The sequence below is a fragment of the Streptococcus oralis subsp. oralis genome (genome assembly GCF_002096445.1).
GTDB lineage: Bacteria > Bacillota > Bacilli > Lactobacillales > Streptococcaceae > Streptococcus > Streptococcus oralis_N.
The window spans coordinates 1,207,989-1,233,821 of record NZ_NCUK01000013.1 but is presented as its reverse complement, the minus strand read 5'-3'; the positions used below and the strand labels follow the sequence as shown (position 1 = coordinate 1,233,821).

Sequence of the window (25,833 nt, the reverse complement as noted above, 5' to 3'; positions counted from 1 at the left end):
TTTGTTTCTAGAAACTAAACTAAGCCAAGAAGAAAAAAGTGATATAATGAGATGGGCGAAAATTGGTAAATTAGAATTTGTAGAGGTGAAAAAAATGTAATGGGAACCTATTCACCTGAAGTCGAAATCATATAAAATTACGAGGAGATTGTAAGATGAGTAATTATATAAAATTAAATGAAGATAGATGGAATAATGTAAAAAACGACTATACTGAGCCATTGACACATGAAGAATTAGAAGAAGCTAGAAAGCATCCAATTTCTGTCGCCTTAACTGTGGGGAAAAAAGTTCCGACAGAATGGTTTGAAAAAGCCAAGGGAAAAAAGATATTAGGTTTAGCTTGTGGTGGTGGCCAGCAGGGTCCGGTTTTTGCTGCAAAAGGTTATGATGTCACCATCATGGATTTTTCTAAATCGCAATTAGAAAGAGATGAGATGGTTGCAAAACGAGAAGGCTTAAAAATCAATACCGTTCAAGGCGATATGACAAAACCATTTCCATTTGAAAATGAAACTTTTGATATTATTTTTAATCCAGTTTCAAATGTATATATAGAAGATTTAGAAAACATGTATAAAGAAGCCTCTCGCGTATTGAAAAAGGGCGGTTTGTTAATGGTCGGATTTATGAATCCTTGGATCTACATGTATGATGCTGACACTGTATGGGACAAACCTGATGAGGAATTACAGTTAAAGTTTTCACTACCTTTTAATTCAAGAGAGCTTGAAGAGGAAGACAAAATTACCATCAATCCAGAATATGGATATGAATTTAGCCATACCTTAGAAAGTCAGATTAGAGGACAACTAAAAAACGGTCTCGCTATGATCGATTTTTATGAATCGTGTGACAAAAGACATCGATTGTCACGTTATGGAAATGACTATATCGCTACACTCTGCATTAAACTATGATATTATAGAACGTACTTCTGGAGAATAGCTCGTTTTATTTTACGATTAGAATTTGCCCATCACCAAAATACAGTAGGGATGTTGGGAGCCTATTACCGTTTCAAAACAAAACAATCCTAGTTTGGCTTAACCAAACTAGGATTTTCTAACACGTTTTTGTCTACGATAGCCGTTGAGCTTTTTGTTTTCCCAATAACTATTAAAGATTTTTTCCTTGCTCTCGCGATTGATTTCTAAAAAGTAGGCATAAATCAAATCTATTAAAATGAGCATAGGGAGTTGAGCGGAAATACGCTGGATGTAAGAAGATTGACTATGGCTTGCGACAAGGACTGTTTCGGTATAGGCCTGACTATTTTTATTTGGAGCGCTGGTAAAGAGAATGGTCTTGGCCCCCATTTCCTTGGCATCCAACAAACTATCGAGGACGGATTGGGTAGTGCCTGATAGAGAAAAGCCAAGTACCAAACAGTTTTCATCCATGATACTGGTCGTCCAAGCAAAGCCATCCCGATCGGTCAAAGCTTCACAGACAACACCTAGACGCATAAAGCGCAGTTTCATCTCACGGGCAATCAGACCAGAACTTCCCGTTCCAAAAAAGTAAACTCGTTCTGCGTCATCGATTAATTGGGCAACTCGTTCCAGTTGTTCTTCGTCGATCAAATCCTGTGTTTGTTCTCGCATGATACTGTAGCTTCGCAAAACACGTTTGGTCAAGGGACTGTGTTTGTGCGAATGAGTGTCCGGTTTACTAGCCTGATGCTGGTATTGAAAGACGAATTCTCGGTAGCCTGTAAAACCACACTTTTTGGAAAAGCGGGTCAAGGCTGCTTGGGAGATATGTAATTTCTGGGTAACTTGCTGAGAAGAAAGATCATCTTGGATCGTTTCAGCTTGCAAAAAATAGCGAGCGATTTCTTGCTCAAGCTCTGTTAATTCTTCAAAATGGAGGTCGATTATGGTTGCGATATCTGGCTTGTTCATGAGGCTCCTTTTTATGAGTCAAAGTCTTAAAGGTTAACGCTTTCCTAATTATTACTATCATTATATCATAGAAGTTAGGATAACTAAATAAAAAGGCATTTTCAATTGAAAGTCAAAAAATGCTTCGACTTTTCCAAGAGTTTCTCCGTAAAATATGGTACAATGAAATGTACTGAGATTCACCTATTTACTCTATTATTTTAGGGAAAATAAAGGTGGAAATCGGGAATTTTTCTAGAAAAGAGTCTTAGTTGTATGAGAAAATTTAATAGCCATTCGATTCCGATTCGGCTTAATTTACTATTTGCGATTGTCATCTTGCTCTTTATGGCCATTATTGGTCGTTTGTTATACATGCAGGTGCTCAATAAAGATTTCTATGAAACAAAATTGGCCTCAGCCAGCCAAACAAGGGTAACAACCAGTTCAGCTCGTGGACAGATCTATGATGCGGCAGGGAAACCCTTGGTGGAAAATACTGTCAAGCAGGTTGTTTCTTTCACACGAAACAATAAAATGACGGCAGCTGAATTGAAGGATACAGCCAAGAAACTCCTCATATATGTAAATGTAACCTCTCCTGATCTGACAGATCGACAGATTGCAGACTACTACTTGGCGGACCAGGATATTTACAAAAAAACAGTCGAATCCTTGCCAAGCGATAAACGCCTGGATTCAGATGGGAACCGCTTATCGGAAGCGACACTTTACAATAATGCGGTTGAAAGCATTGACGTGAGTCAACTTAATTATACAGATGACCAGAAAAAGGAAATCTATCTCTTTAGTCAGCTCAATGCCGTTGAAAATTTTGCGACGGGTACCATTTCTACGGATGCCTTAGATGATACCCAAGTTGCTCTCGTTGCGTCAGCGTCCAAGGAATTACCAGGTATCAGCATTTCAACCTCATGGGATCGTAAAGTACTGGATACATCTTTATCAACAATCGTTGGTAGCGTTTCAAATGAAAAGTCAGGACTTCCAGCTGAGGAAGTTGATGCTTATCTCAAAAAAGGGTATTCTCTCAATGACCGAGTGGGAACTTCCTATCTTGAAAAGCAATATGAAGATGTTCTTCAAGGTAAACGCTCCGTCAAGGAAATCCACCTCGACAAACACGGAAATATGGAAAGTGTGGAAAATGTCGAAGAAGGAAGCAAAGGAAACAACATCAAGTTAACGGTTGACCTAGCTTTCCAGAATGGTGTGGACGACCTACTCAAGAGCTACTTCAACTCAGAGTTGGGTAACGGTGGAGCCAAATATTCTGAAGGAGTCTACGCCGTAGCCCTCAATCCTAAAACCGGTGCAGTTTTGGCCATGTCAGGTGTCAAGCATGATGTCGAATCCGGTAAATTAAGTTCAGATTCGCTTGGAACAATAACCAACGTCTTTGTGCCAGGATCTGTTGTTAAGGCAGCAACCCTTAGCTCTGGTTGGGAAAATGGAGTCTTGTCAGGTAATCAAACCTTGACAGACCAGCCGATCGTTTTCCAAGGTTCGGCCCCTATCAATTCATGGTATACCTTGTCCTATGGCTCTTTCCCTATCACAGCAGTTGAGGCTCTAGAGTACTCTTCTAATACTTACATGGTTCAAACTGCGCTAGGAATCATGGGACAAACCTACACACCAAATATGACAGTCGCAACGGGACAGTTAGAGACTGCAATGGGCAAATTGCGATCAACCTTTGGGGAATATGGACTCGGAGCTTCAACAGGGATCGACCTCCCAGATGAATCTACAGGATTTACGCCAAAAGAATTTGATTTGGGGAACTATATCAATAATTCCTTTGGTCAGTTTGACAACTACACACCGATGCAGCTAGCCCAGTATGTCGCAACCATTGCAAACAATGGCGTACGTTTGGCTCCTCACATCGTTGAAGGAGTTTATGGAAACAATGACCAAGGTGGCTTAGGCAGTCTGGTTCAAGAAACAGCCACTAAGGAACTAAACAAGGTCAATATCTCAGAATCAGATATGGCTATCTTACAGCAAGGTTTCTATCAAGTTTCGCATGGAACGAGTGCTCTGACAACTGGTCGTGCCTTTTCAAATGGCGCCGCCGTTTCCATCAGCGGGAAAACGGGTACTGCCGAAAGTTACGTTAATGGTGGTCAAAAAGCCAATAATACCAACGCAGTCGCCTATGCACCGACCGAAAATCCTCAAATTGCGGTCGCAGTCGTCTTTCCTCATAACACCAACCTTACAAACGGTGTCGGACCTTCAATTGCACGCGACATTATCAATCTTTATCACCAACACCATCCAATGAATTAGAAAGGAACTTATGCTGTATCCAACACCTATTGCCAAGCTGATTGATAGCTATTCAAAGTTACCAGGTATCGGGATCAAAACGGCTACCCGCCTAGCCTTCTATACCATTGGAATGTCTGATGATGATGTCAATGAATTTGCCAAAAATCTCCTGTCTGCTAAACGGGAATTGACCTATTGTTCCATCTGTGGCCGCCTGACGGATGATGACCCTTGCTCAATTTGTACGGACCCGACTCGAGACCAAACAACCATCTTGGTGCTAGAGGATAGTCGCGATGTGGCTGCTATGGAAAACATCCAAGAATACCATGGACTCTATCATGTCTTGCATGGCCTCATTTCTCCGATGAATGGCATCAGCCCAGACGATATCAATCTCAAGAGCCTCATGACTCGTCTTATGGACAGTGAAGTTTCAGAGGTTATTGTGGCAACCAATGCGACGGCAGATGGAGAAGCGACATCTATGTACCTTTCTCGTCTCCTCAAGCCAGCTGGTATCAAGGTCACTCGCCTAGCACGAGGTCTAGCCGTGGGAGCAGATATCGAGTATGCGGACGAAGTCACACTCTTACGAGCCATTGAAAATCGGACAGAGTTGTAGGAGTCAGTTAAAACGTAGCTCATTTTGACATATAAGACAAGCCCTAGGAATTTTTCTAGGGTTTTGTTTTTTCTGTTTCTCACGAGAGGTGAACAAGCCTTGCTAATAAAACTACTCAAACTATAAGGCATCAGAAAAGGGATCTCCAAAATGACTAGTGCCGTCTTTGTCAAACTCATTCACCGAGCGATAGAGTTTACTCTAAGGAGATGAGCTCACTTGCCCTTAGGGTTTGTTTTGAAATCGTACTATTTTTGTGTTATGATATGGTCAATATACAATGAATAAAGGGAGTTTGAAGTATGGGTGGAAAGATAAAATCTAGCACGATAGCAGCAGAGGTAGCTATTAATGAATTGGTTGGGTATGACACGAGCAAGAAGCAAAATCAGCAAGTAGAATTTTCGTATACTTCTGAAATCGCTGGGATGGAAGCGGGACGTCAGGCCTGCAATCAAATGCTTCAGGCAGTCAGTGATTTCAGCTCGGCTGTTTTGACCCAAGCAAATAAGTTTCCAGAAATTGCTCATAAGATTGAAAAACGCGACGTAGAGCTGGCTAAGAGATGGGAACATTAAAAATGGCAGATAAGAACGAAGAAAAACGCTACAAACTTTGGCGAGAAATTGTCAAGATTGACGATAAGGAAGAAAATCTTCAGACTCTAAAAAGACAATATGAACAGCAGCTAACTCACTTTCACTCAGAAATCCAGAGTATCCACCATCGTATGGCGACTCTATTAGCTATCTCGCCCAGTTCTCGTCAGGTGATAGAGCAAATCGAAAGTGATAATAGAACCATTCAACGACAGATCAACTCTTATGTAGAAGAGGAACTGGATGAATTGGGAAAACAAACGAAGAAGGCTCGTCGGTCTTTCGATGAAGCTAGAGAAGAACTGATATCAGAAAGGAATCGGCTACCATGGGAGTAAAATACAGCTCACAAGAATCCCAAGAATTGATTCAAGCCATGACTAACAACCTCCAAGTCGCAAATGAAGTTACGGATCGCTTATCCAGTGGATGTGACCACCTGATTTCCTCTTTAGACTCAGGTGAGCTGACAGGAGCAGCCTACACAGCTGGGAAGGGTCTCTTTACAGAGATTATCATCCCCAGCATCAAGAAGTTACAAGCAGCGATAGATGATATCCAGCTAGAGTTGACCTCCTACAAAAATGCGGATGCTCAGGTCTCTGGATATGGAGATTTGGACCTAGATCAGCTCAAGGAACTGAAAAAATTGAGGGAAGAGCAGTTAGCTATCGTAGAAGCTCAGATTCAAGCGAGGGAGAACTGGCTAAATCAAATCAAAGATTTCTTTAGTCTCAATTGGGGGAAAGCTTTCTCTGAGAAGACCATCCTCTACAATACTAAGTCTCAAATCGAGTCAGGTATTCAGGATTTGGATGACAAGATTGAAAAACTAGAATTTTTTGTCTCAGAGGTTTCCCAGTATTTCAGCGATAGTCTAGAAGTCCTTAGCTTAGCGATTCAAGGAGCTACGCAACTAAGTAAAGTCATTGTCGATAGTGATGGCAACTACTATGCGGACGGTCTGGACATGAGCTGGGTACAAAAGATGAAGGATGTGAAGATTGTTTCGCATGCCAAAAGAGATTTTCAAGACTCTGAAACTCGTGCCATCCATAAAGCTTCTAGGGATATGATGCTATCGGAAGATGGTGATACCTACTATCGTGCCGAATTAAAGAAGCGCTTAAAAGGCCACGACAAGTCCGAATGGGATAAAATAATTGACGACTACAATCACACTCTTAAGATTGATGAAACAGGGAATATCATTGAAATTTCCCCCTTGGAACAAGGCTATGTCGTTTCAAAAAACGGGAAATACGATGCTGACTATACTCATTTGGTTAACAAAAAGTTTGATGAACTAAAAGCCCAAAACTTTGAAGCAAATTCAGTCGAATTTTGGAGTGGAGTAGCTCAAATATTCTCTGGATTGGGAGTTTACTTTGCGAGTGGTGCCCTTGAAGTCTTGAGTATCATGGCTGGTCCACCAACAGCAGGGACAAGTATCGTAGCTGGTACGGCAGCATCTGTATCAGGGGTACAATATGGGAATGTACTGATAGCTAGTGGAGCAGTAACTAGCTTATCAGCTATCACAAAGACAGCCTTACAAAATGGCGAAATTCAGGTTGATTATTCTAGCAACTACGATAGTTGGAAGGCCAATAAACCTACGAGTAAGACCATTTCTGGCAGGGGTGGTAAACAAATTGAAGCCCGAGTAGGAAATCGAAAAGTGAACCTTCGTGTAGATTGGGAGCCAACTAGTGGTACTAATGGTGAAGGAGTTTTCCAGGTTCAATCTGGAAGTGGTAAATCGGGGTATTCAGCTAATGAACATATTGATGTTAGTAAGATTTCAAGCAAACAATCCATAAATAATTGGGTGAATAATAATGAAAAACTAAGAAACCTTAAGAATAGTGTAAAGAACGAAATTGTAGATAGAATTTGGAAAACTTATCAAAATAATTACTGAAATTAGGAGAGAATATGAGACTATACATAAAAAGCGATTTTAAGCAAAAAATAACCTTTACAACAAGAGAGTTGCTCTGGAAAATGTGGTTTAAGGAGTGGCATGGTCATCCTATTACATACTCAAACGTCGGTGATGATGAGATGTTACAAGATGATTTTTACTTTGTAGTAAGCTTTGATAAATGGCGTTTTTTTGACTCAAGATGGAATAATATTCCCTCTTATGATTTAAAAAATCCGTGGAATTCCTATAAATATGAAAATATATCCCTTGAATTTGAAAAAACTTTCATTACAGAGTGGAGAGAACGTGGAGATTATCTACGTATCGCAACATCCCATATAGATGTTTTAACCGTAGATAAACGTGCTATGTATATCATGGCAGTCGAGGTAGCATCTGCTATTGACGGGCAGATCAGTGAGGATGACAAGCAGACCTGGATGGATGTAGAGACATTTAAGGAGTTGCACAAGGATGTTCTTTCACTGACTTATGATGAAGCGGTTGAAATTAGTTTGGAAGAATTAAAGACAATGATACCAGTAAGAGATCCGCTATGGGAAGAAGAAGAACGGCTTCGCGAAGAATATATTAAAATCCATGGTGAACGTGTTTATGACGACGAGGAAGATGAGTGAGATTATATATCAAAGGTGAGTACACCAAAGAAATTCCATTTGATTACATGGAACTAGCGAAAAGGATGTGGTTTGAGGAAAAAGATGGAATAGAGCCGGATTTGTCGTATGCTGGGTTTCTAGAACTACCAATCGAGAAACTTTCTATTCATTTAGAATTAGATAAGGAAACTCATGATGATAGGTGGAAAAGTGTTCAGATTAAGGAAGGGATAAAATATGATTTTTTATCCCATAAGTCAGAATATATACAGCTAGATTACGAAGATGCAATGATGTCGGATTTTCGTGAGAAAGGTGAATGTTTAAGAATTTCTTCTAAGCACCTTGACCTTCTCACTGTTGATAAACGAGCTATGTATATTATGGCCATTGAAATTGCGACTGCTATTGATGGTCAGATTAGCGAAGATGATAAAGAGAGCTGGTTAAGTGTGGAGGAATTTAAAAACCGGCATGAGGATATCCTTTCGATGAGTTATGAAGAAGCTAATGAGCTGAGTTTGGAAGAAATTTCATTTATGGACCATGTGAGAGACCCAGTCTGGGAAGAAGATGACCGTAGAAATGAAGAATACATCAAAATCCATGGCGAGCCAGTTTATGATGATGAGGAAGGTGAGTGAGAATTTATAATCCCACCTATTTGAAAGAGAGTGTTGATAGAGGAAAGGCGAATGTTAGATAAAGTAAAACAGTTTAAGTGGTTGATTGTATTGTCCTTGTTCCTATTAGCGATTCCTTTATATTTTACTTACAATCATTTCCAACAATCTAGTGCTTTAAAAGAAGCTTTTGAAAAAAATGAAAGAATTGAAGTTCTTCATCGTTTGACATCATCAGAAAAATATGCGTCTGACATCCACAAGGCAGGATATACTATTCCTTCTGACGGAGCTATTCGATTGGATGGAGTTATTTATCCATTAGAAATAGAAGGAGAGTTACATTTGAAAATTAGCCCTCCTAAAAAGGATGCTAAGGATTTTCAGTTATTTTTCATTACACAGATTAATGAAAAACAAACGCATGTAGCTTTCATTTTAGATAAAAATCTGAATTTAATTTATTCCAGATATTCTCAGCAAAATGGAAACGGGAAAAGAGAGATTGTTTCTGTCTCACAAGCCGAAGAAGATTACTTGTTGAGAAGTGTTCAAAGCGAGATTGATGACTTCATGAAAAAAATGTATCAAACCTTGTATGGTTAGATTGTTTGAGAAAGTAACTTCTTGCTCAACGCAATGCTGTATGAACAAGACTTCTAAGATTACTTAGACAGAGGGGGTGAAAAGAATGTCGGGACTTAAAAAAATACTGATCGTTATTGGTTCTGTAATTGCCTTAGCTACTGGCTTGAATCTTTATTTTCAGTATCAAAACCACCAAGAATATATGCAATTAAAAACCTCCTTTGAAGAGAGGGACAATATAGCCGTCTTACAACGTTTAATGGCGTCAGAAAAATATGCGTCTGATATCCGTAAAGCGGGTTATGTCGTTCCTCCCGATGGTGCTATTCGTTTGGATGGAGGAATTGACTCCATAGAGATAAAAGGAGACATCAATTTGGATATCTCAAATCCGGGACGGAATGGGGTTACTGTTTATTTTAGAATGGAGATAGATGGTAAAATAACTAGCGTACTATATGAATTGGATAAGAACTTTGATATAGTTTCTAGCAGCTACTTTCAATTTAATGAAAAAAATATAAAAGAGAGTGTGAACATCTCTCAATCCGAAGAAGAACGCCTATTAAAGATTGTTCAAAAAGAGCTTGATGGCTTCATGAAAAAGATGTATCAAACCTTGTATGGATAGTTTGCCAGAGAAAGTAACTTCTTGCTCAACACAATGCTGTATGAACAACACTTCTATGATTACTTAGACAGAGGGGGTGAAAAAAATGTCGGGACTTAAAAAAATACTAATCGTGATTGGTTCTGTAATTGTCTTAGCTACTGGCTTGAATCTTTATTTTCAGTATCAAAACCACCAAGAATATATGCAATTAAAAACCTCCTTTGAAGAGAGGGACAATATAGTCGTCTTACAACGTTTGATGGCATCAGAAAAATATGCGTCTGACATCCGTAAAGCGGGCTATGTCGTTCCTCCCGATGGAGCTATTCGCTTGGATGGAGGAATTGACTCCATAGAGATAAAAGGAGACATCGATTTGAAAATATCACATCCTGGACGTAATGGGGTTACTGCTTATTTTGAAATAGAGATAGATGGTAAAATAACTAGCGTACTATATGAATTGGATAAGAACTTTGATTTAACTTCTAGCGCCTATTTTCAAATAAATGAAAAAAATATAAATGAGAGGGTGACTATTCCCAAAGTCGAAGAAGAGCGCCTATTAAAGATTGTTCAAAAAGAGCTTGATGGCTTCATGAAAAAGATATATCAGACTTTGTATGGATAGTTTGCCAGAGAAAGTAGCTTCTTGCTCAACGCAATGCTGTATGAACAACGGGGTGTGTTGAGGGATTTTACTAGAAAAAGATACCGTAGATGAGATACAAAAAAATTACCCAAGTACTTATAATTTCATTCGAAATATTGAAACAGGGAATCAAGAGTTGACAGAGATGAGGTGATTAGATGAAGAAGAGAAAATTTGTAATTTTTTCGTTGCTAATAGTTCTATTATTATCTTTCTCTGGTTTTCAGTACTATAAATATCAGAGAGTTCATAATATTTTTGATGAAATATACTACGAAGAAAGTGATTATCACAATTATACATTTCTCTGGAAAGGACGAGCTTTTTATAAGTTAAAAAGTTTAAAATTTGTGGACAACGATTCTCAAGAAATTTCTATTCATTCTATTGATTATAAAAGTGTAGATTTACCAAATACTATTCAATCTCTAGGTTATTATTTTTAATTTGGATTTCAGGAGATGACGAAAGTTGGGATAGAGATGCGTTTGAGACTGCCAGATACAGAGACAACCATAAATGTAGATTACCTGTACGATGTAAACAATCGGCAATTAGAACGGTTTATGTGGTACTATGATGATGAGAGTACAGGATATTTTCAGTAGTCTCAAGTAGAGAACTTTCTTGCCAAACGCGGTAAGACTGTTGATGAGATTCGCAAGGAAGCAGACAATGTACTCCGTAATAAAGTCCTTAAAGACTGGACCACTATCTACTCTAGTCGTTTTAGCACAGATAATTGGGGAGAAGTGACAGTTAAGGATATATGGAGAACAGAATAACAAACGAAACGGCGAGGCAATAGTGTTATACAGGTGGGGTGCTATGACAGAGTTCTTAAGAATATTTTATTTTATTCGATAGCTTTGGTCTGCTTTCTTTTGGTGTGACGAAAGAAACTCCCTATACTATCACCATCACCAATGTAGACAACAAGCCAGCTTACTTTGAAGCTCAAGTGGTGGATCGGTAGATTTAGGAACCGTAAACTAGGCCTCAGTTGTTGTAATTGTTTGGTAAAGGAGACTTATTTGCTTTGAAAGTAACAATCAGCTTGTTTCTTTCGAATATGCAAGAGAGGCTCTAGTGGCGAATACTAGTCAAAATGTCAAAAAAGATTTAGATAAACCTAATCCCGCAGTTGGAGAGTAAAATGTTAAAAAGAATAAGAAACTATTATAAAAACAAACCAACTCAAGCTGTCCTAATGCTCATAGTTCTTATTTGGTCAGTATATGAGATTGGTGCGACCAGCTTGGCAAGTAACTCGGCATTAACTAAGGAATTCATGCATAGTCGGTATGTTATAGTTTGGCCAATGGTAGATAAGAAAATGAAATTATACCATTATGCGGAAGAATGGACTAATGACGTTTTAGTTGGAATGATGCATTTAGACTATGGAAATATAAGAATAACTAGTTTTCCTAAAAAATGGGAGAGTGAAGCTGAAGTTTACTATACGCTGTCTCAGGATGAGTATGCTGATAGAGTATATTTTTTCTTAGACGAGCCAATTTCCAAAGCCTATATCAGCAGATTAGAACAAAATTATTATTTGATTTCAAAGAATGCAGTTGCTATTAAAGAGGAAACAGGTAAAACGGTTGAACAGTTAGTTCAAGAAGTGGGGAATGCAAGGAAAACCTTCTTATCAGCTCTTGGAAAGATGAAAATCCTTCGTTTGGTTTATTTGATTCTTCGTATGATAGTATTGTTGCAGTGTATCAGGTGGTCGGGTCAGCGTAGAAAAAGGAAAGAGAACGAAATTTTGCAGAATAGATAGAGCTCCCAAAAGGTATGATGATAAAGAGCTTCCAAACAATCAAAAAGATATTCATTTGGTAAAGAATGGGATTGTTGTCAGCTACCAAGGGGAGAAAGTTTTTTATGTAACTAATAACAAGTCCTACACGATCACCATCACCGATCACCATCACCAATGTAGACGACAAGCCAGCTTACTTTGAAGCTCAAGTGGTGGATCGGTAAAATTTCAGCTCTCAAATGAGGGCTTTTTTAGATTCAAGTTTCAAAAAAGAAGCAAATATGATATACTAAAGAACGAGTATTCTATTAGAATTAGGACAAGCAATATGAAACAAACGATTATTCTTTTATACGGTGGGCGTAGTGCAGAGCGTGAAGTCTCTGTCCTTTCAGCTGAAAGTGTTATGCGTGCGGTCAACTACGACCGTTTCACAGTCAAGACTTTCTTCATCAGCCAGTCAGGTGACTTTATTAAAACGCAAGAATTTAGCCAGACTCCAGGTCAAGAAGATCGTCTCATGACCAATGCGACTATTGACTGGGATAAGAAAATAGCGCCAAGTGCCATCTACGAAGAAGGCGCAGTGGTCTTTCCAGTTCTTCATGGTCCGATGGGAGAAGATGGCTCTGTTCAAGGATTCCTTGAAGTTTTGAAAATGCCCTATGTCGGCTGCAATATCTTGTCATCCAGCCTTGCCATGGATAAAATCACGACCAAGCGTGTCTTGGAGTCTGCTGGGATTGCCCAAGTACCTTATGTGGCTATCGTCGAAGGTGATGATGTGACTGCTAAAATAGCTGAAGTTGAAGAAAAACTGACTTATCCAGTCTTCACGAAGCCGTCAAACATGGGTTCAAGTGTCGGTATTTCTAAGTCTGAAAACCAAGAGGAACTCCGTCAAGCTTTGGAACTTGCCTTCCAATATGACAGCCGTGTCTTGGTAGAGCAAGGGGTGAATGCCCGTGAAATCGAGGTTGGTCTCTTGGGCAACTACGAAGTGAAGAGCACGCTTCCTGGTGAAGTGGTCAAGGATGTTGCCTTTTATGACTACGATGCCAAATATATCGATAACAAGATTACCATGGACATCCCAGCCAAGATTAGTGATGATGTAGTAGCTGTCATGCGTCATAATGCAGAAACAGCCTTCCGTGCAATCGGTGGCCTCGGTCTGTCTCGTTGTGATTTCTTCTATACCGATAAGGGCGAGATTTTCCTAAATGAGCTCAATACCATGCCAGGTTTTACCCAGTGGTCTATGTATCCACTGCTTTGGGACAATATGGGGTTCAGCTACCCAGAACTAATCGAGCATTTGGTTGACCTTGCTAAGGAAAGCTTTGACAAGCGCGAAGCGCATTTGCTATAAAAATGAAAGAAGGGGTAGAAGTCAGAACGATCACTGCATGGTGACTAGAGTTCTTGGACTTCAACCCTTTTTAAAGGAGTAGAAATGAAATTAACAATCCATGAAGTGGCCCAAGTTGTAGGAGCTAAAAATGACGTTAGTCTTTTTGCGGACGTTCAGTTAGAAAAGGCTGAGTTTGACAGTCGTTTGATTGGGACAGGTGATTTGTTTGTGCCACTTAAAGGTGCGCGTGACGGTCACGACTTTATCGAAACAGCTTTTGAAAATGGTGCAGTAGTAACCTTGTCTGAGAAAGAGGTTGCAAATCATCCCTACATTCTAGTAGACGACGTTTTGACTGCCTTTCAAACCCTTGCAGCCTACTATCTTGAAAAAACGGCAGTTGATGTCTTTGCAGTAACGGGTTCAAATGGCAAGACGACGACCAAGGATATGTTGGCGCATTTACTGTCAACAACCTACAAGACCTACAAAACGCAAGGCAATTACAATAACGAGATTGGTCTTCCCTATACGGTTCTCCATATGCCTGAGGAGACTGAAAAGTTGGTCTTGGAGATGGGGCAGGATCACTTGGGAGATATCCATCTCTTGTCTGAATTAGCTCATCCAAAAACAGCCATTGTGACCTTGGTTGGAGAGGCTCATTTGGCCTTTTTCAAAGACCGTTCGGAGATTGCTAAAGGGAAGATGCAAATTGCTGATGGTATGGCACCAGGTTCTTTGCTTTTGGCACCAGCTGACCCGATTGTAGAGGACTACTTGCCTACAGATAAAAAAGTGGTCCGTTTTGGGCCAGGAGCTGAGTTAGAAATCACGGACTTGATTGAGCGCAAGGATAGTCTGACCTTTAAGGCTAATTTTTTGGAACAAGCCCTCGATTTGCCAGTGACAGGTAAGTACAATGCCACCAATGCTATGATTGCTGCTTATGTGGCTCTACAAGAAGGAGTGCCAGAGGAGCAAATTCATCAGGCCTTCCAGAACCTAGAATTGACCCGCAATCGTACTGAGTGGAAGAAAGCAGCCAATGGAGCAGATATTCTGTCTGACGTATACAATGCCAATCCAACTGCTATGAAGTTGATTTTGGAGACATTCTCTGCCATTCCAGCCAACGAAGGAGGCAAGAAAATCGCAGTCTTGGCAGACATGAAGGAACTCGGCGACCAGTCAGTCCAACTCCATAACCAGATGATTTTAAGCCTATCGCCAGATGTGCTGGATACCGTTATTTTCTATGGAGAAGACATTGCCGAATTAAGCCAACTTGCTAGTCAAATGTTCCCAATCGGTCACGTTTTCTACTTCAAGAAAACAGCTGACGAGGACCAATTTGAAAACCTAGTCAAGCAGGTTAAGGAAAGCCTTGGAGCCAATGACCAAATTTTGCTCAAAGGATCGAACTCCATGAATCTAGCCAAGCTGGTAGAAAGTTTAGAAAATGAATGCAAGTGATTTTACCAAGTATCTGCAAAGAATGCTAGCCATTACGGATACTGGATTAACCTTTACAAAAGATCCGTTTGACCGTGAGCGCTACGAGGACTTGCGAATCCTGTTATCTGAAATGTTGAATCAGGTATCAGACCTCGATGCAGAAGAAGTTGCAGAAGTCTTGAAACCAACTTCCGCTTATGCAACTCCTCTGATGGACGTCCGTGCTTGGATTGTTGAGGATGAAAAAGTCTGTTTAGTTAGAGGAAAAGGAGAGGATAGTTGGGCTTTGCCAGGTGGTTTTGGTGAAGTCGGCTACTCTCCAACCGAAAATATTCTCAAAGAAATTGAAGAAGAAACCGGTTTTACAGCAAAAGCTGAAAGGTTACTTGCAGTTTTTGATACCAATCGTTTCCAACTACAGAGCAAACAATATGCAAAGTTTGTCTTTGAATGCCAACTTCTTGATGGACAATTTCAAGAGAATCAAGAAATTGCTGAGCTTCAATTTTTTGCCATTGACCAATTGCCAGTTTTATCTGAAAAACGCATCACCAAGGAGCAAATGGAGATTCTTTGGCAAGTTTATAAAGGACAAAGAGACCAATATGTTGATTAGTTTATGCTAGAGAAGTTGACAAATCAAAAAAGGGTATCTACAAGGTGCATTTCTGCAATACAAATGATATAATAGGTTGCGAATTTAAGACTCAAGTATTCTATGCATGGCATAGAATCAAGTTTTTTCAAAAAATTTAAAAGCTGGGGGGAGTGAATTTTTTTTACTGCCTCTAGCTAGATGAACGAGGAATAGAATATGAATTTGTGGGATAAATTATTTACCACACAGATATCAGAACCGCCCCAGTTTGAACTTCACTGGTACATTGGTTTGTTATGTTTATTGGCTCTTACTTTTTATGCTTCTTATCGTTTTCGCGACAAAGTTGCTTACCAGCGTTTTATTCAGATTCTTCAGTCTGTTCAACTGATTGTTCTGTATAGCTGGTATTGGGGGAATCTCATGCCTCTGTCAGAAAGTTTGCCCTTCTATCATTGCCGTATCGCCATGTTTGTGATGCTCTTAATTCCAGGGACATCCAAGTACAAACAGTACTTTGCCCTTTTAGGAACTTTTGGAGCAACAGCAGCACTGGCTTACCCACTCTTTGATCCCTACCCATTTCCACACGTGACCATTTTGTCCTTCATTATCGGACATGTTGCCCTTTTAGGAAATGCGCTCCTATACTTGTTTAGAAACTATCAACCTTCCCTTCTCGATTTGAAGAATGTGGTGGTGATTACCTTCGCCTTAAATGGCTTGATATGGGTTGTCAACTTAGTTGTAGGTGGAGATTATGGATTTTTAAACAAACCACCACTTGTTGGAAGCTTCGGCCAGCCCTTAAATTATTTCATTGTTTCGACTGTTATCGTGATAGCAATTCGCTTAACAGGGAAATTAGTAGAAAATTTTTTACAACAAAAATCGGAAGAATTTATTCAAGAGAAGATCTAAAATGATCTTCTCTTTTTTTGGTTTTTAAGAAACAAAAAGGAAATTGTGAACGTTAACTTCAAGAAATCTCTTAGAAGAAGAATTTTTCTAGAATTTTCTCAAAAAACATGCAGGAATTTTATCAAAAACTAAGCACAATAAGATTTTTTGTGTTATAATATTCTTTGAATAGCTATGCCCAAACATAGTTATTAAATAGAAGTGAGAAACTTGGAAGACAGAGAGGATGCGATGTAATGACTAGAGATGGTTTTTTTACAGGCTTAGATATCGGAACTAGCTCGATTAAAGTGCTAGTAGCTGAGCATAGAGATGGCGAAGTAAATGTAATTGGTGTTAGTAATGCCAAAAGTAAAGGTGTAAAAGACGGAATTATTGTTGATATTGAAGCAGCTGCTTCAGCAATCAAATCTGCAATCACACAGGCAGAAGAGAAAGCGGGTATTTCTATTAAGTCTGTTAACGTTGGCCTTCCAGCAAACCTCTTGCAGGTTGAACCAACACAAGGAATGATTCCTGTAACTTCAGATACCAAAGAAATCACAGATCAAGATGTTGAAAATGTTGTCAAATCAGCTTTGACAAAGAGCATGACTCCTGACCGTGAAGTGATTACCTTTATTCCAGAAGAATTCATTGTGGATGGTTTCCAAGGAATTCGTGACCCTCGTGGTATGATGGGTGTCCGCTTGGAAATGCGTGGTCTGCTTTACACAGGTCCTCGTACAATTCTACACAATCTTCGCAAGACGGTTGAGCGTGTAGGTATTCATGTTGATAACGTGATTATTTCACCTTTAGCAATCGTGAACTCCGTTCTCAATGAAGGCGAACGCGAATTTGGTGCGACTGTCATTGACATGGGTGGAGGTCAGACTACTGTAGCGACTATCCGTAACCAAGAATTGCAGTTCACTAACATCTACCAAGAAGGTGGAGATTACGTTACAAAAGACATTTCTAAAGTCTTGAAAACATCTCAAAAAATTGCTGAAAGTTTGAAATTAAACTACGGTGAAGCTTATGTTCCACTAGCAAGTAACGAAACTTTCCAAGTTGAAGTAATCGGTGAGGTAGAACCTGTTGAAGTGACAGAAAGCTACTTGGCAGAAATTATTTCAGCACGCATCAAACATATCTTTGACCAAATCAAACAAGAGTTGGAAAGAAGACACTTGTTAGATTTGCCAGGTGGTATCGTCCTTATCGGTGGAAATGCAATTTTGCCAGGAATTGTTGAATTGGCCCAAGAAGTATTTGGTGTTCGAGTAAAACTTCACGTACCAAACCAAGTGGGAATTCGCAACCCTGCATTTGCTCATGTGATTAGTTTGTCTGAGTTTGCTGGTAAATTGACTGAAGTGAATCTTCTTGCTCAAAAAGCGGTTAAAGGAGATGAATTCCTTCGTCAAAAACCAATCAACTTTGGCATTCCAAATCAACGTTTGAATCCAATAGCGCAACCAAGTCCAACACAAGCAGCTCCAGCTGAAACTGTGACGGAAGCTCCAGTTGCTCCTAAGGAAGAATTCCAAGCAAGTTCTCAAAGTAAACCGAAGCTAACAGAACGTTTCCGTGGTTTGATCGGAAGCATGTTTGATGAATAAAAGAGGATAAGAAATTATGACATTTTCATTTGATACAGCAGCAGCTCAAGGCGCAATTATTAAAGTAATTGGTGTCGGTGGCGGTGGTGGTAATGCCATCAACCGCATGGTTGACGAAGGTGTTGCTGGTGTAGAATTTATCGCAGCCAACACTGATGTACAAGCCCTTAGCAGTACGAAAGCAGAAACAGTTATCCAACTTGGTCCTAAATTGACTCGTGGTTTGGGTGCTGGAGGTCGTCCAGAAGTTGGACGTAAGGCTGCAGAAGAAAGCGAAGAAGCTCTGACTGAAGCAATCAGCGGTGCAGACATGGTCTTCATCACTGCTGGTATGGGTGGAGGATCTGGAACAGGTGCTGCCCCAGTGATTGCACGTATTGCTAAAGATCTTGGAGCCCTTACAGTCGGTGTTGTGACTCGTCCTTTCGGTTTTGAAGGAAGCAAACGTGGTCAGTACGCTGTAGAAGGAATCAACGAACTTCGCGAGCATGTTGATACTTTGTTGATTATCTCTAATAACAACTTGCTTGAAATCGTTGATAAGAAAACGCCACTTCTTGAAGCTCTTAGCGAAGCAGATAACGTTCTTCGTCAAGGTGTTCAAGGGATCACTGACTTGATCACGAACCCAGGATTGATTAACCTTGACTTTGCTGACGTGAAAACTGTAATGGCAAATAAAGGAAATGCCCTTATGGGTATCGGTATCGGTAGTGGTGAAGAACGCGTTGTTGAAGCGGCTCGTAAAGCAATTTACTCTCCACTTCTTGAAACAACTATCGATGGTGCAGAGGATGTCATCGTCAACGTTACTGGTGGTCTTGACTTGACTTTGATTGAAGCAGAAGAAGCTTCAGAAATTGTCAACCAAGCAGCTGGCCAAGGTGTAAACATCTGGCTTGGAACATCAATTGACGAAAGCATGAAGGATGAAATCCGTGTTACAGTTGTAGCGACAGGTGTTCGTCAAGAGCGCGTGGAAAAAGTAGTTGGAGCTCGTAACAACCAACCAGTTGGACGTCCATCAACTAAAGCGCCACAAGCACACACATTTGACCGTCAATTCGACTTGGAAGAGACGGCAGAATTGCCTAAATCAAGTCCTCGTCGCTTTGAAACTAACCAAGCCTCTGCTTTTGGAGACTGGGACTTGCGTCGTGAGTCTATTGTTCGCCAAACAGATTCAGTTGTTTCACCAGTAGAACGCTTCGAAACACCAGTTTCACAAGATGAAGATGAATTGGATACACCTCCATTCTTCAAAAATCGTTAATCAATGAATTTGAAAAAAAATACTGAATTAGTTTTTCAGCAAATAGCTGATGCTAGTCAAGAAGCCAACCGTGCTCTAGATGCTGTTTCAGTAATCGCAGTGACAAAGTATGTAGATGTACAAACAGCGGAAGCCTTGCTTCCGCTTGGTGTCCGTCATATAGGTGAAAATCGAGTCGATAAATTTTTAGAAAAATATCAGGCCTTGAAAGATTACCCAGTTACTTGGCATTTAATAGGAACACTACAGAGACGGAAAGTGAAAGAAGTAATCCCATTTGTGGATTACTTTCATGCTTTAGACTCCTTAAAGTTAGCCCAGGAAATTCAAAAGAGAACAGATCATGTTGTCAAGTGTTTCTTGCAGGTCAATATTTCTGGGGAAGAAAGCAAGCATGGGTTTTCAAAAGAAGAATTGCTAGAACTTTTGCCAGAATTGGCTAAGTTAGATCAGATTGAGTATGTTGGTTTAATGACCATGGCTCCTTTTGAGGCAGACAGTGATGAATTGAAAGAAATTTTCAAGGATACGCAGGCTCTGCAAGCAGAGATTAGAGAAAAACAAATCCCTAATATGCCGATGACAGAGCTAAGCATGGGAATGAGTCGTGATTTTAAAGAAGCGATTCAGTTCGGCTCAACCTTTGTTCGAATCGGTACAGCATTTTTTAAATAGGAGAGAGCTATGTCTTTAAAAGATAGATTCGATAAATTTATAGATTATTTTACAGAAGACGGAGAAGAAACGACTAACTACCAGACTCAACAAGAGGAAACAGTTAGCCCAGCCATCTCATCTTCTAAAGAATTACCAGCACCTGCTCAGTCAGGATCAGCAAAAGACGCAAATATTACTCGTCTACATGCGCGTCAGCAAGAATTGGCAATGCAAAGCCATCGTTCAGATGAGAAAGTGACAATTGACGTTCGCTATCCAAGAAAATATGAAGATGCAACGGAAATTGTAGATTTGTTGGCTGGAAATGAAAGTATTTTGATTGATTTCCAATATATGACAGAAGTACAAGCCCGTCGTTGCCTTGATTACTTGGATGGAGCCCGTCATGTCTTGGCTGGAAACATGAAAAAAGTTGCGAGTACGATGTATCTATTGACTCCTGTCAACGTTATCGTGAATATTGAAGATATCAAACTTCCAGATGAATCACAAAGCGCTGAGTTTGGTTTTGATATTAAACGAAATAGAGCAAGATAATGATTTTCTTAATCCGTTTAATCCAAAATGCGGTTAGCATTTATTCCATCATTCTCGTTGCATTTGCTCTTCTTTCATGGTTTCCAAATGCCTATGAAAGCCAACTAGGTCGCTTAGTTATCAGACTTGCTCGCCCAGTTATTGAGCCACTTCGTAAACTCAATCTACAATTTGCTGGTCTTGACTTTACGGTTTGGGCAGCGCTAATTCTGATTCAGTTTGTTGGAAATCTCTTAACACGACTAGTCCTATTACTATGACAGTAAATCGAGCCATTTATCAGCATTTTTCCCAAGATGATATTCCCTTTATTGATAAGGGTTTAGAGTGGATCAAGCGGGTAGAAGATACCTATGCGCCGGTACTTACTCCTTTTATCAATCCCCATCAGGAACAGATCTTGAGGGTGCTAGCTGGGACATATGGACTGGGTTGCCAAAGTAGTGGTGATGTTCTTCCGACAGAGTCGGTTCGAGTTCTTCTCTATCCAGATTACTTTGAACCGGAGATATCAGACTTTGAAATGGCCTTGTTGGAAATTTGCTATCCGAGTAAGTTTGAACAACTGAGTCATGGAAAAATATTGGGAACAATTATCAACCAACTAGGAATTGACCGTAAATTATTTGGTGATATCTTGGTAGATGAAAAGAGAGCACAGATTTTTGTCAATCGTGATTTCATTCCTCTTTTTCAGGATGGAATAAGAAAGATTGGCAGACTTCCTGTATCGCTGGAGGAACGTCCTTTTACCGATAGGATTTTGTCTAAAATTGATTATAGAGAACGAGAAATTTTAGTTTCGAGTTTTCGATTGGATGCCCTCTTATCAAGTGCCTTGAAATTATCTAGAAACCAAGCTAGTCAACTGATAGAGAAAAAATCTGTCCAGGTAAACTATCATCTGGTTGAAAAAAGTGATTACCAGATTGCAGTTGGAGATTTGATCAGTGTGAGAAAGTTTGGTCGTCTAAAAATTGTCAAAGACAATGGTCAGACCAAAAAGGATAAGAAAAAACTAACAGTCCGGCTACTTTTAAGCAAGTGAGAAAAAATATGTCGATTACACCACAAGAAATAAGTGATAAAGCTTTCTCAAGAACATTCAGAGGCTACAATCAGGAAGAAGTTGACCTCTTTCTAGATAAGATTTACTTTGAATTAGAGGAGATGATTCGATACAAAGATGAAACTGAACTCTATATCAAAAAACTAGAAGAACGTCTTTCCTATTATACGAATGATATTCCTAAGAGAACAGTAACAAGCGAGCAAGAACCAGAAGCAATTAATGATTCTATTTTTTATTAAGTAAGTGAGGAAAAGTATGCCAATTACATCGTTAGAAATTAAAGATAAAACCTTTGGTACAAGATTTAGAGGTTTTGACCCAGAAGAAGTAGATGAATTTCTGGATATCGTTGTTCGTGACTATGAAGACTTGGTTCGTAGCAATCACGATAAAGAGACACACATCAAGAGTTTGGAAGAACGTTTGTCTTACTTTGATGAGATGAAGGATTCCTTGAGTCAGTCAGTTTTGATTGCCCAAGATACAGCTGAGCGTGTTAAACAAGCTGCTCAAGAACGTTCAAACAATATTATTCAACAAGCTGAACAAGATGCTCAGCGTTTGCTTGAAGAAGCGAAATACAAGGCAAATGAAATTCTCCGTCAGGCTACAGATAATGCGAAGAGAGTGGCTGTTGAGACAGAAGAGTTGAAGAACAAGAGCCGTGTATTCCATCAACGCCTCAAGTCTACGATTGAAAGTCAATTGGCTATTGTCGAGTCATCTGATTGGGAAGATATTCTTCGCCCAACAGCTACTTACCTTCAGACAAGTGATGAAGCCTTCAAAGAAGTGGTGGGTGAAGTTCTTGGTGAAACTGTATCTTTACAACCAGAGGAAGAGCCTATTGATATGACTCGTCAATTCACACCAGAAGAGGTTGCTGAATTGCAAGCTCGTATCGAGGCTGGTAACAAAGAATTAGCTGAGTTTGAAGCTCAACAAAATCAACAGACAGAAGAAAGTGACCAGCATGAAGAGTCAGTTGAAGTAGAAGCTACTGCGGCAACTGAGAACGATGCAAATAAAGAATCTGTTCTTATCCTATAAAAAATGTGAGAACAAGATCCAACCAACTATATTTTCAGCGAGCGGGAGATGGTGAGAGTCCTGCAATCCCTAGTGGTTAGATTATCCTCTCAATGAATTCAGTCCGAAAACAGTAAGACTGGACGTCCCCCACGTTACGGGAAAAGAGGAAAAGAGACCCTGTCTTTTTTCGAACAAAGGTGGTACCACGATTTTCGTCCTTTTTGCGAATCGTGGTTTTTATTTTGTCATTTTAAATTAAAGGAGTAACAATGAAACTTAAAGAAACCCTCAATTTAGGGAAAACAGACTTTCCTATGCGTGCTGGTCTTCCAACTAAAGAACCAGTTTGGCAAAAAGAATGGGAAGAAGCAAAACTTTACCAACGTCGTCAAGAATTGAACCAAGGAAAACCGCATTTCACCTTGCATGATGGACCTCCGTATGCAAACGGAAATATTCACGTTGGACATGCCATGAACAAGATTTCTAAAGATATTATTGTTCGTTCTAAGTCTATGTCTGGATTTTATGCTCCTTATATCCCAGGGTGGGATACACATGGTCTGCCAATCGAGCAAGTCTTGGCAAAACAAGGTGTCAAACGTAAAGAAATGGACTTGGTTGAGTACTTGAAACTTTGCCGTGATTACGCTCTTTCTCAAGTAGATAAACAACGTGAAGACTTTAAACGTTTGGGTGTTTCTGGTGACTGGGAAAATCCTTATGTGACTTTGACTCCGGACTATGAAGCGGCTCAGATCCGTGTCTTCGGAGAAATGGCTAAGAAAGGCTACATCTACCGTGGTGCCAAGCCAGTTTACTGGTCATGGTCTTCTGAGTCAGCCCTTGCGGAAGCGGAAATTGAATACCATGACTTGCTTTCAACTTCCCTTTACTATGCTAACCGCGTTAAAGACGGAAAAGGGGTACTGGACACAGATACTTACATCGTCGTATGGACAACAACTCCGTTTACCATTACTGCCTCTCGCGGTTTGACAGTTGGAGCAGATATTGATTACGTAGTCGTACAACCAGCTGGTGAATCTCGTAAGTTTGTGGTTGCTTCAGAATTATTGAACAGTTTGTCTGAGAAATTTGGCTGGGCGGATGTGCAAGTCTTGGCGACCTACCGTGGTCAAGAATTGAATCACATCGTAACAGTCCACCCATGGGATACGGCTGTAGATGAGTTGGTAATCCTTGGTGACCATGTTACGACTGACTCTGGTACAGGTATCGTCCATACAGCCCCTGGTTTTGGTGAGGACGACTACAATGTCGGTGTTGCCAACGGCCTTGAAGTTGCTGTAACAGTTAACGAACGCGGTATTATGATGGAAAATGCTGGTCCTGAATTTGCGGGTCAGTTCTATGACAAGGTTGTGCCGACTGTTATCGAAAAACTGGGTGATTTACTCCTTGCTCAGGAAGAAATTTCTCACTCATATCCATTTGACTGGCGTACGAAAAAACCTATCATCTGGCGTGCAGTACCACAGTGGTTTGCTTCTGTATCTAAATTCCGCCAAGAAATCTTGGATGAAATTGAAAAAGTGAAATTCCACTCAGAATGGGGTAAAGTTCGTCTTTACAACATGATTCGTGACCGTGGTGACTGGGTAATCTCTCGTCAACGTGCTTGGGGAGTTCCCCTTCCTATCTTCTATGCTGAAGACGGAACGCCAATCATGACAGCTGAGACTATTGAACATGTAGCTCAACTCTTTGAGGAACACGGTTCTATCATCTGGTGGGAACGTGATGCTAAGGACCTCTTGCCAGAAGGATTTACTCATCCAGGTTCACCAAATGGCGAGTTCAAAAAAGAAACAGATATCATGGACGTATGGTTTGACTCAGGTTCATCATGGAATGGAGTGGTGGTCAACCGTCCAGAACTTAAATACCCAGCAGATCTATACCTTGAAGGTTCTGACCAGTACCGTGGTTGGTTCAACTCATCACTTATCACATCTGTTGCTAACCATGGCGTTGCTCCTTACAAACAAATCTTGTCACAAGGATTTGCCCTTGATGGTAAAGGTGAGAAGATGTCTAAATCTCTTGGAAATACCATTGCTCCAAGTGATGTTGAAAAACAATTTGGTGCGGAAATTTTGCGTCTCTGGGTAACAAGCGTGGACTCAAGCAACGACGTGCGTATCTCTATGGATATCTTGAGCCAAGTCTCTGAAACTTACCGTAAGATCCGTAACACTCTTCGCTTCTTGATTGCCAATACATCTGACTTTAACCGAGCTCAAGACGCAGTGGCTTACGATGAGCTTCGCTCAGTTGATAAGTACATGACCATCCGCTTTAACCAGCTTGTCAAGACTATTCGTGATGCTTACGCTGACTTTGAATTCTTGACAATCTACAAGGCCTTGGTGAACTTTATCAACGTTGACTTGTCAGCCTTCTACCTTGACTTCGCTAAAGACGTTGTCTATATCGAAGGTGCCAAATCACTCGAACGTCGTCAAATGCAGACAGTCTTCTATGACGTACTTGTTAAAATCACCAAACTCTTGACACCAATCCTTCCTCACACAGCAGAGGAAATCTGGTCATATCTTGAGTTTGAAGCTGAAGAATTTGTTCAATTGTCTGAATTACCAGAAGCTGAAACTTTTGCCAACCAAGAAGAAATCCTGGATACATGGGCAGCCTTCATGGACTTCCGCGGACAAGCTCAAAAAGCCTTGGAAGAAGCACGTAATGCAAAAGTAATCGGAAAATCGCTTGAAGCACACTTGACAGTTTATCCAAACGAAGTGGTGAAAACTCTTCTTGGAGCAGTAAACAGCAATGAAGCTCAACTTCTAATCGTGTCTGAATTGACCATCGCAGAAGGTGTAGCTCCAGAGAGTGCAGTTAGCTTTGAGGATGTAGCTTTCACAGTTGAACGCGCTACAGGTGAAGTATGTGACCGCTGCCGTCGTATCGACCCAACAACAGCAGAACGCAGCTACCATGCAGTCATCTGTGATCACTGTGCAAGCATCGTAGAAGAAAACTTTGCGGATGCAGTTGCAGAAGGATTTGAAGCGAAATAATCAGATTAAAAATATGTCTTCTCATAGTTTAAG

28 protein-coding genes and 2 pseudogenes are annotated in these 25,833 nt (G+C 40.2%); 29 read left to right on the top strand and 1 reads right to left on the bottom strand.

From position 1 onward, the window contains the following. Positions 1-155 precede the first annotated feature (155 nt). The gene (locus B7721_RS09345; protein WP_084878764.1) at positions 156-920 is read left to right on the top strand and encodes a class I SAM-dependent methyltransferase; all 765 of its coding nucleotides are present in this window, start codon (positions 156-158) and stop codon (positions 918-920) included. A gap of 135 nt (positions 921-1,055) precedes the next feature. Here the strand turns inward: B7721_RS09345 and B7721_RS09340 are convergent, their stop codons facing one another. Next, complete coding sequence (locus tag B7721_RS09340; RefSeq protein ID WP_084878762.1) at positions 1,056-1,907, bottom strand: MurR/RpiR family transcriptional regulator; 852 nt, start codon at positions 1,905-1,907, stop codon at positions 1,056-1,058. Positions 1,908-2,162: 255 nt separating this feature from the next. Here B7721_RS09340 and pbp2b point away from each other — a divergent pair, with 255 nt between their 5' ends. The 28 genes and pseudogenes from pbp2b (at position 2,163) to ileS (ending at position 25,800) form a co-directional block, all read left to right on the top strand. Further along, positions 2,163-4,205, top strand: a complete 2,043-nt coding sequence (gene pbp2b / locus B7721_RS09335) for a penicillin-binding protein PBP2B (RefSeq protein WP_084878761.1) — start codon at positions 2,163-2,165, stop codon at positions 4,203-4,205. A 10-nt stretch (positions 4,206-4,215) separates the two neighbouring features. Next, on the top strand, positions 4,216-4,812 hold the full coding sequence (gene recR, locus B7721_RS09330; protein WP_000966754.1) for a recombination mediator RecR: 597 nt from the start codon (positions 4,216-4,218) through the stop codon (positions 4,810-4,812). A gap of 302 nt (positions 4,813-5,114) precedes the next feature. Beyond that, a complete protein-coding gene (locus B7721_RS09325; RefSeq protein ID WP_084878759.1) occupies positions 5,115-5,390 on the top strand; it encodes a TIGR04197 family type VII secretion effector in 276 nt (91 codons plus the stop codon). Beyond that, positions 5,378-5,749 (top strand): hypothetical protein, encoded by a 372-nt coding sequence (locus B7721_RS09320; RefSeq protein ID WP_239823810.1) that lies wholly within the window; start codon positions 5,378-5,380, stop codon positions 5,747-5,749. Before B7721_RS09325 ends, B7721_RS09320 begins: the two co-directional genes overlap by 13 nt. Next, entirely contained in the window at positions 5,740-7,335 is a 1,596-nt protein-coding gene (locus B7721_RS09315; protein WP_084878756.1) for a virulence protein, read from the top strand. The genes B7721_RS09320 and B7721_RS09315 overlap by 10 nt, the downstream gene beginning before the upstream one ends. 14 nt (positions 7,336-7,349) lie before the next feature. Beyond that, complete coding sequence (locus B7721_RS09310; protein WP_084878754.1) at positions 7,350-7,979, top strand: hypothetical protein; 630 nt, start codon at positions 7,350-7,352, stop codon at positions 7,977-7,979. Further along, positions 7,976-8,605: a hypothetical protein gene (locus B7721_RS09305; RefSeq protein WP_084878752.1), complete on the top strand. Its 630-nt coding sequence runs from the start codon at positions 7,976-7,978 to the stop codon at positions 8,603-8,605. Before B7721_RS09310 ends, B7721_RS09305 begins: the two co-directional genes overlap by 4 nt. 51 nt (positions 8,606-8,656) lie before the next feature. Further along, a complete protein-coding gene (locus tag B7721_RS09300; RefSeq protein WP_049479314.1) occupies positions 8,657-9,190 on the top strand; it encodes a hypothetical protein in 534 nt (177 codons plus the stop codon). 85 nt (positions 9,191-9,275) lie between these two features. Then, a complete protein-coding gene (locus B7721_RS09295) occupies positions 9,276-9,803 on the top strand; it encodes a thiol-disulfide isomerase (protein ID WP_070568405.1) in 528 nt (175 codons plus the stop codon). A gap of 85 nt (positions 9,804-9,888) precedes the next feature. Continuing rightward, positions 9,889-10,416 (top strand): thiol-disulfide isomerase, encoded by a 528-nt coding sequence (locus B7721_RS09290; protein WP_070696232.1) that lies wholly within the window; start codon positions 9,889-9,891, stop codon positions 10,414-10,416. A gap of 179 nt (positions 10,417-10,595) precedes the next feature. Further along, positions 10,596-10,883, top strand: coding sequence for a TipC family immunity protein (locus tag B7721_RS10360; protein WP_000746268.1), 288 nt, complete (start codon positions 10,596-10,598; stop codon positions 10,881-10,883). 15 nt (positions 10,884-10,898) lie between these two features. After that, positions 10,899-11,045: a hypothetical protein gene (locus tag B7721_RS10355; protein WP_225893231.1), complete on the top strand. Its 147-nt coding sequence runs from the start codon at positions 10,899-10,901 to the stop codon at positions 11,043-11,045. Positions 11,046-11,057: 12 nt separating this feature from the next. Further along, positions 11,058-11,222 (top strand): annotated as a pseudogene (locus tag B7721_RS10350) (TipC family immunity protein); the annotation flags it as partial. A gap of 371 nt (positions 11,223-11,593) precedes the next feature. After that, a complete protein-coding gene (locus tag B7721_RS09280; protein WP_000919639.1) occupies positions 11,594-12,226 on the top strand; it encodes a hypothetical protein in 633 nt (210 codons plus the stop codon). A 16-nt stretch (positions 12,227-12,242) separates the two neighbouring features. Beyond that, a pseudogene (locus B7721_RS10345) lies at positions 12,243-12,432 on the top strand (hypothetical protein); the annotation flags it as partial. A gap of 104 nt (positions 12,433-12,536) precedes the next feature. Continuing rightward, positions 12,537-13,580, top strand: coding sequence for a D-alanine--D-alanine ligase (locus B7721_RS09275; protein ID WP_084878751.1), 1,044 nt, complete (start codon positions 12,537-12,539; stop codon positions 13,578-13,580). Between the two features lie 84 nt (positions 13,581-13,664). Beyond that, a complete protein-coding gene (locus B7721_RS09270) occupies positions 13,665-15,038 on the top strand; it encodes a UDP-N-acetylmuramoyl-tripeptide--D-alanyl-D-alanine ligase (protein WP_084878749.1) in 1,374 nt (457 codons plus the stop codon). Beyond that, complete coding sequence (locus B7721_RS09265) at positions 15,025-15,636, top strand: NUDIX hydrolase N-terminal domain-containing protein (RefSeq protein ID WP_049478463.1); 612 nt, start codon at positions 15,025-15,027, stop codon at positions 15,634-15,636. Before B7721_RS09270 ends, B7721_RS09265 begins: the two co-directional genes overlap by 14 nt. Before the next feature lie 198 nt (positions 15,637-15,834). Beyond that, the gene (locus B7721_RS09260; RefSeq protein WP_084878748.1) at positions 15,835-16,539 is read left to right on the top strand and encodes a YwaF family protein; all 705 of its coding nucleotides are present in this window, start codon (positions 15,835-15,837) and stop codon (positions 16,537-16,539) included. A 236-nt stretch (positions 16,540-16,775) separates the two neighbouring features. After that, positions 16,776-18,146: a cell division protein FtsA gene (gene ftsA / locus B7721_RS09255; RefSeq protein WP_084878746.1), complete on the top strand. Its 1,371-nt coding sequence runs from the start codon at positions 16,776-16,778 to the stop codon at positions 18,144-18,146. A gap of 16 nt (positions 18,147-18,162) precedes the next feature. Further along, entirely contained in the window at positions 18,163-19,419 is a 1,257-nt protein-coding gene (ftsZ, locus tag B7721_RS09250; RefSeq protein WP_084878745.1) for a cell division protein FtsZ, read from the top strand. A 3-nt stretch (positions 19,420-19,422) separates the two neighbouring features. After that, positions 19,423-20,094: a YggS family pyridoxal phosphate-dependent enzyme gene (locus B7721_RS09245; RefSeq protein WP_084878743.1), complete on the top strand. Its 672-nt coding sequence runs from the start codon at positions 19,423-19,425 to the stop codon at positions 20,092-20,094. Between the two features lie 9 nt (positions 20,095-20,103). Next, entirely contained in the window at positions 20,104-20,634 is a 531-nt protein-coding gene (locus B7721_RS09240) for a cell division protein SepF (RefSeq protein WP_000053366.1), read from the top strand. After that, positions 20,634-20,894: a YggT family protein gene (locus B7721_RS09235; RefSeq protein ID WP_000576501.1), complete on the top strand. Its 261-nt coding sequence runs from the start codon at positions 20,634-20,636 to the stop codon at positions 20,892-20,894. The genes B7721_RS09240 and B7721_RS09235 overlap by 1 nt, the downstream gene beginning before the upstream one ends. Further along, a complete protein-coding gene (locus B7721_RS09230; RefSeq protein ID WP_084878742.1) occupies positions 20,891-21,682 on the top strand; it encodes a YlmH family RNA-binding protein in 792 nt (263 codons plus the stop codon). The genes B7721_RS09235 and B7721_RS09230 overlap by 4 nt, the downstream gene beginning before the upstream one ends. Positions 21,683-21,690: 8 nt before the next feature. Beyond that, the gene (locus tag B7721_RS09225; RefSeq protein ID WP_000028988.1) at positions 21,691-21,945 is read left to right on the top strand and encodes a DivIVA domain-containing protein; all 255 of its coding nucleotides are present in this window, start codon (positions 21,691-21,693) and stop codon (positions 21,943-21,945) included. A gap of 16 nt (positions 21,946-21,961) precedes the next feature. Beyond that, positions 21,962-22,756: a DivIVA domain-containing protein gene (locus B7721_RS09220; RefSeq protein WP_044020427.1), complete on the top strand. Its 795-nt coding sequence runs from the start codon at positions 21,962-21,964 to the stop codon at positions 22,754-22,756. A gap of 251 nt (positions 22,757-23,007) precedes the next feature. Further along, positions 23,008-25,800, top strand: coding sequence for an isoleucine--tRNA ligase (ileS, locus tag B7721_RS09215; RefSeq protein ID WP_084878740.1), 2,793 nt, complete (start codon positions 23,008-23,010; stop codon positions 25,798-25,800). Positions 25,801-25,833 lie beyond the last annotated feature (33 nt).

Coding starts and splice junctions, on each gene's coding strand:
- B7721_RS09345 (WP_084878764.1), top strand. CDS start 156: ATGAGTAATTATATAAAATTAAATGAAGATAGATGGAATAATGTAAAA.
- B7721_RS09340 (WP_084878762.1), bottom strand. CDS start 1,907: ATGAACAAGCCAGATATCGCAACCATAATCGACCTCCATTTTGAAGAA.
- pbp2b (WP_084878761.1), top strand. CDS start 2,163: ATGAGAAAATTTAATAGCCATTCGATTCCGATTCGGCTTAATTTACTA.
- recR (WP_000966754.1), top strand. CDS start 4,216: ATGCTGTATCCAACACCTATTGCCAAGCTGATTGATAGCTATTCAAAG.
- B7721_RS09325 (WP_084878759.1), top strand. CDS start 5,115: ATGGGTGGAAAGATAAAATCTAGCACGATAGCAGCAGAGGTAGCTATT.
- B7721_RS09320 (WP_239823810.1), top strand. CDS start 5,378: ATGGGAACATTAAAAATGGCAGATAAGAACGAAGAAAAACGCTACAAA.
- B7721_RS09315 (WP_084878756.1), top strand. CDS start 5,740: ATGGGAGTAAAATACAGCTCACAAGAATCCCAAGAATTGATTCAAGCC.
- B7721_RS09310 (WP_084878754.1), top strand. CDS start 7,350: ATGAGACTATACATAAAAAGCGATTTTAAGCAAAAAATAACCTTTACA.
- B7721_RS09300 (WP_049479314.1), top strand. CDS start 8,657: ATGTTAGATAAAGTAAAACAGTTTAAGTGGTTGATTGTATTGTCCTTG.
- B7721_RS09295 (WP_070568405.1), top strand. CDS start 9,276: ATGTCGGGACTTAAAAAAATACTGATCGTTATTGGTTCTGTAATTGCC.
- B7721_RS09290 (WP_070696232.1), top strand. CDS start 9,889: ATGTCGGGACTTAAAAAAATACTAATCGTGATTGGTTCTGTAATTGTC.
- B7721_RS10360 (WP_000746268.1), top strand. CDS start 10,596: ATGAAGAAGAGAAAATTTGTAATTTTTTCGTTGCTAATAGTTCTATTA.
- B7721_RS10355 (WP_225893231.1), top strand. CDS start 10,899: ATGACGAAAGTTGGGATAGAGATGCGTTTGAGACTGCCAGATACAGAG.
- B7721_RS09280 (WP_000919639.1), top strand. CDS start 11,594: ATGTTAAAAAGAATAAGAAACTATTATAAAAACAAACCAACTCAAGCT.
- B7721_RS09275 (WP_084878751.1), top strand. CDS start 12,537: ATGAAACAAACGATTATTCTTTTATACGGTGGGCGTAGTGCAGAGCGT.
- B7721_RS09270 (WP_084878749.1), top strand. CDS start 13,665: ATGAAATTAACAATCCATGAAGTGGCCCAAGTTGTAGGAGCTAAAAAT.
- B7721_RS09265 (WP_049478463.1), top strand. CDS start 15,025: ATGAATGCAAGTGATTTTACCAAGTATCTGCAAAGAATGCTAGCCATT.
- B7721_RS09260 (WP_084878748.1), top strand. CDS start 15,835: ATGAATTTGTGGGATAAATTATTTACCACACAGATATCAGAACCGCCC.
- ftsA (WP_084878746.1), top strand. CDS start 16,776: ATGACTAGAGATGGTTTTTTTACAGGCTTAGATATCGGAACTAGCTCG.
- ftsZ (WP_084878745.1), top strand. CDS start 18,163: ATGACATTTTCATTTGATACAGCAGCAGCTCAAGGCGCAATTATTAAA.
- B7721_RS09245 (WP_084878743.1), top strand. CDS start 19,423: ATGAATTTGAAAAAAAATACTGAATTAGTTTTTCAGCAAATAGCTGAT.
- B7721_RS09240 (WP_000053366.1), top strand. CDS start 20,104: ATGTCTTTAAAAGATAGATTCGATAAATTTATAGATTATTTTACAGAA.
- B7721_RS09235 (WP_000576501.1), top strand. CDS start 20,634: ATGATTTTCTTAATCCGTTTAATCCAAAATGCGGTTAGCATTTATTCC.
- B7721_RS09230 (WP_084878742.1), top strand. CDS start 20,891: ATGACAGTAAATCGAGCCATTTATCAGCATTTTTCCCAAGATGATATT.
- B7721_RS09225 (WP_000028988.1), top strand. CDS start 21,691: ATGTCGATTACACCACAAGAAATAAGTGATAAAGCTTTCTCAAGAACA.
- B7721_RS09220 (WP_044020427.1), top strand. CDS start 21,962: ATGCCAATTACATCGTTAGAAATTAAAGATAAAACCTTTGGTACAAGA.
- ileS (WP_084878740.1), top strand. CDS start 23,008: ATGAAACTTAAAGAAACCCTCAATTTAGGGAAAACAGACTTTCCTATG.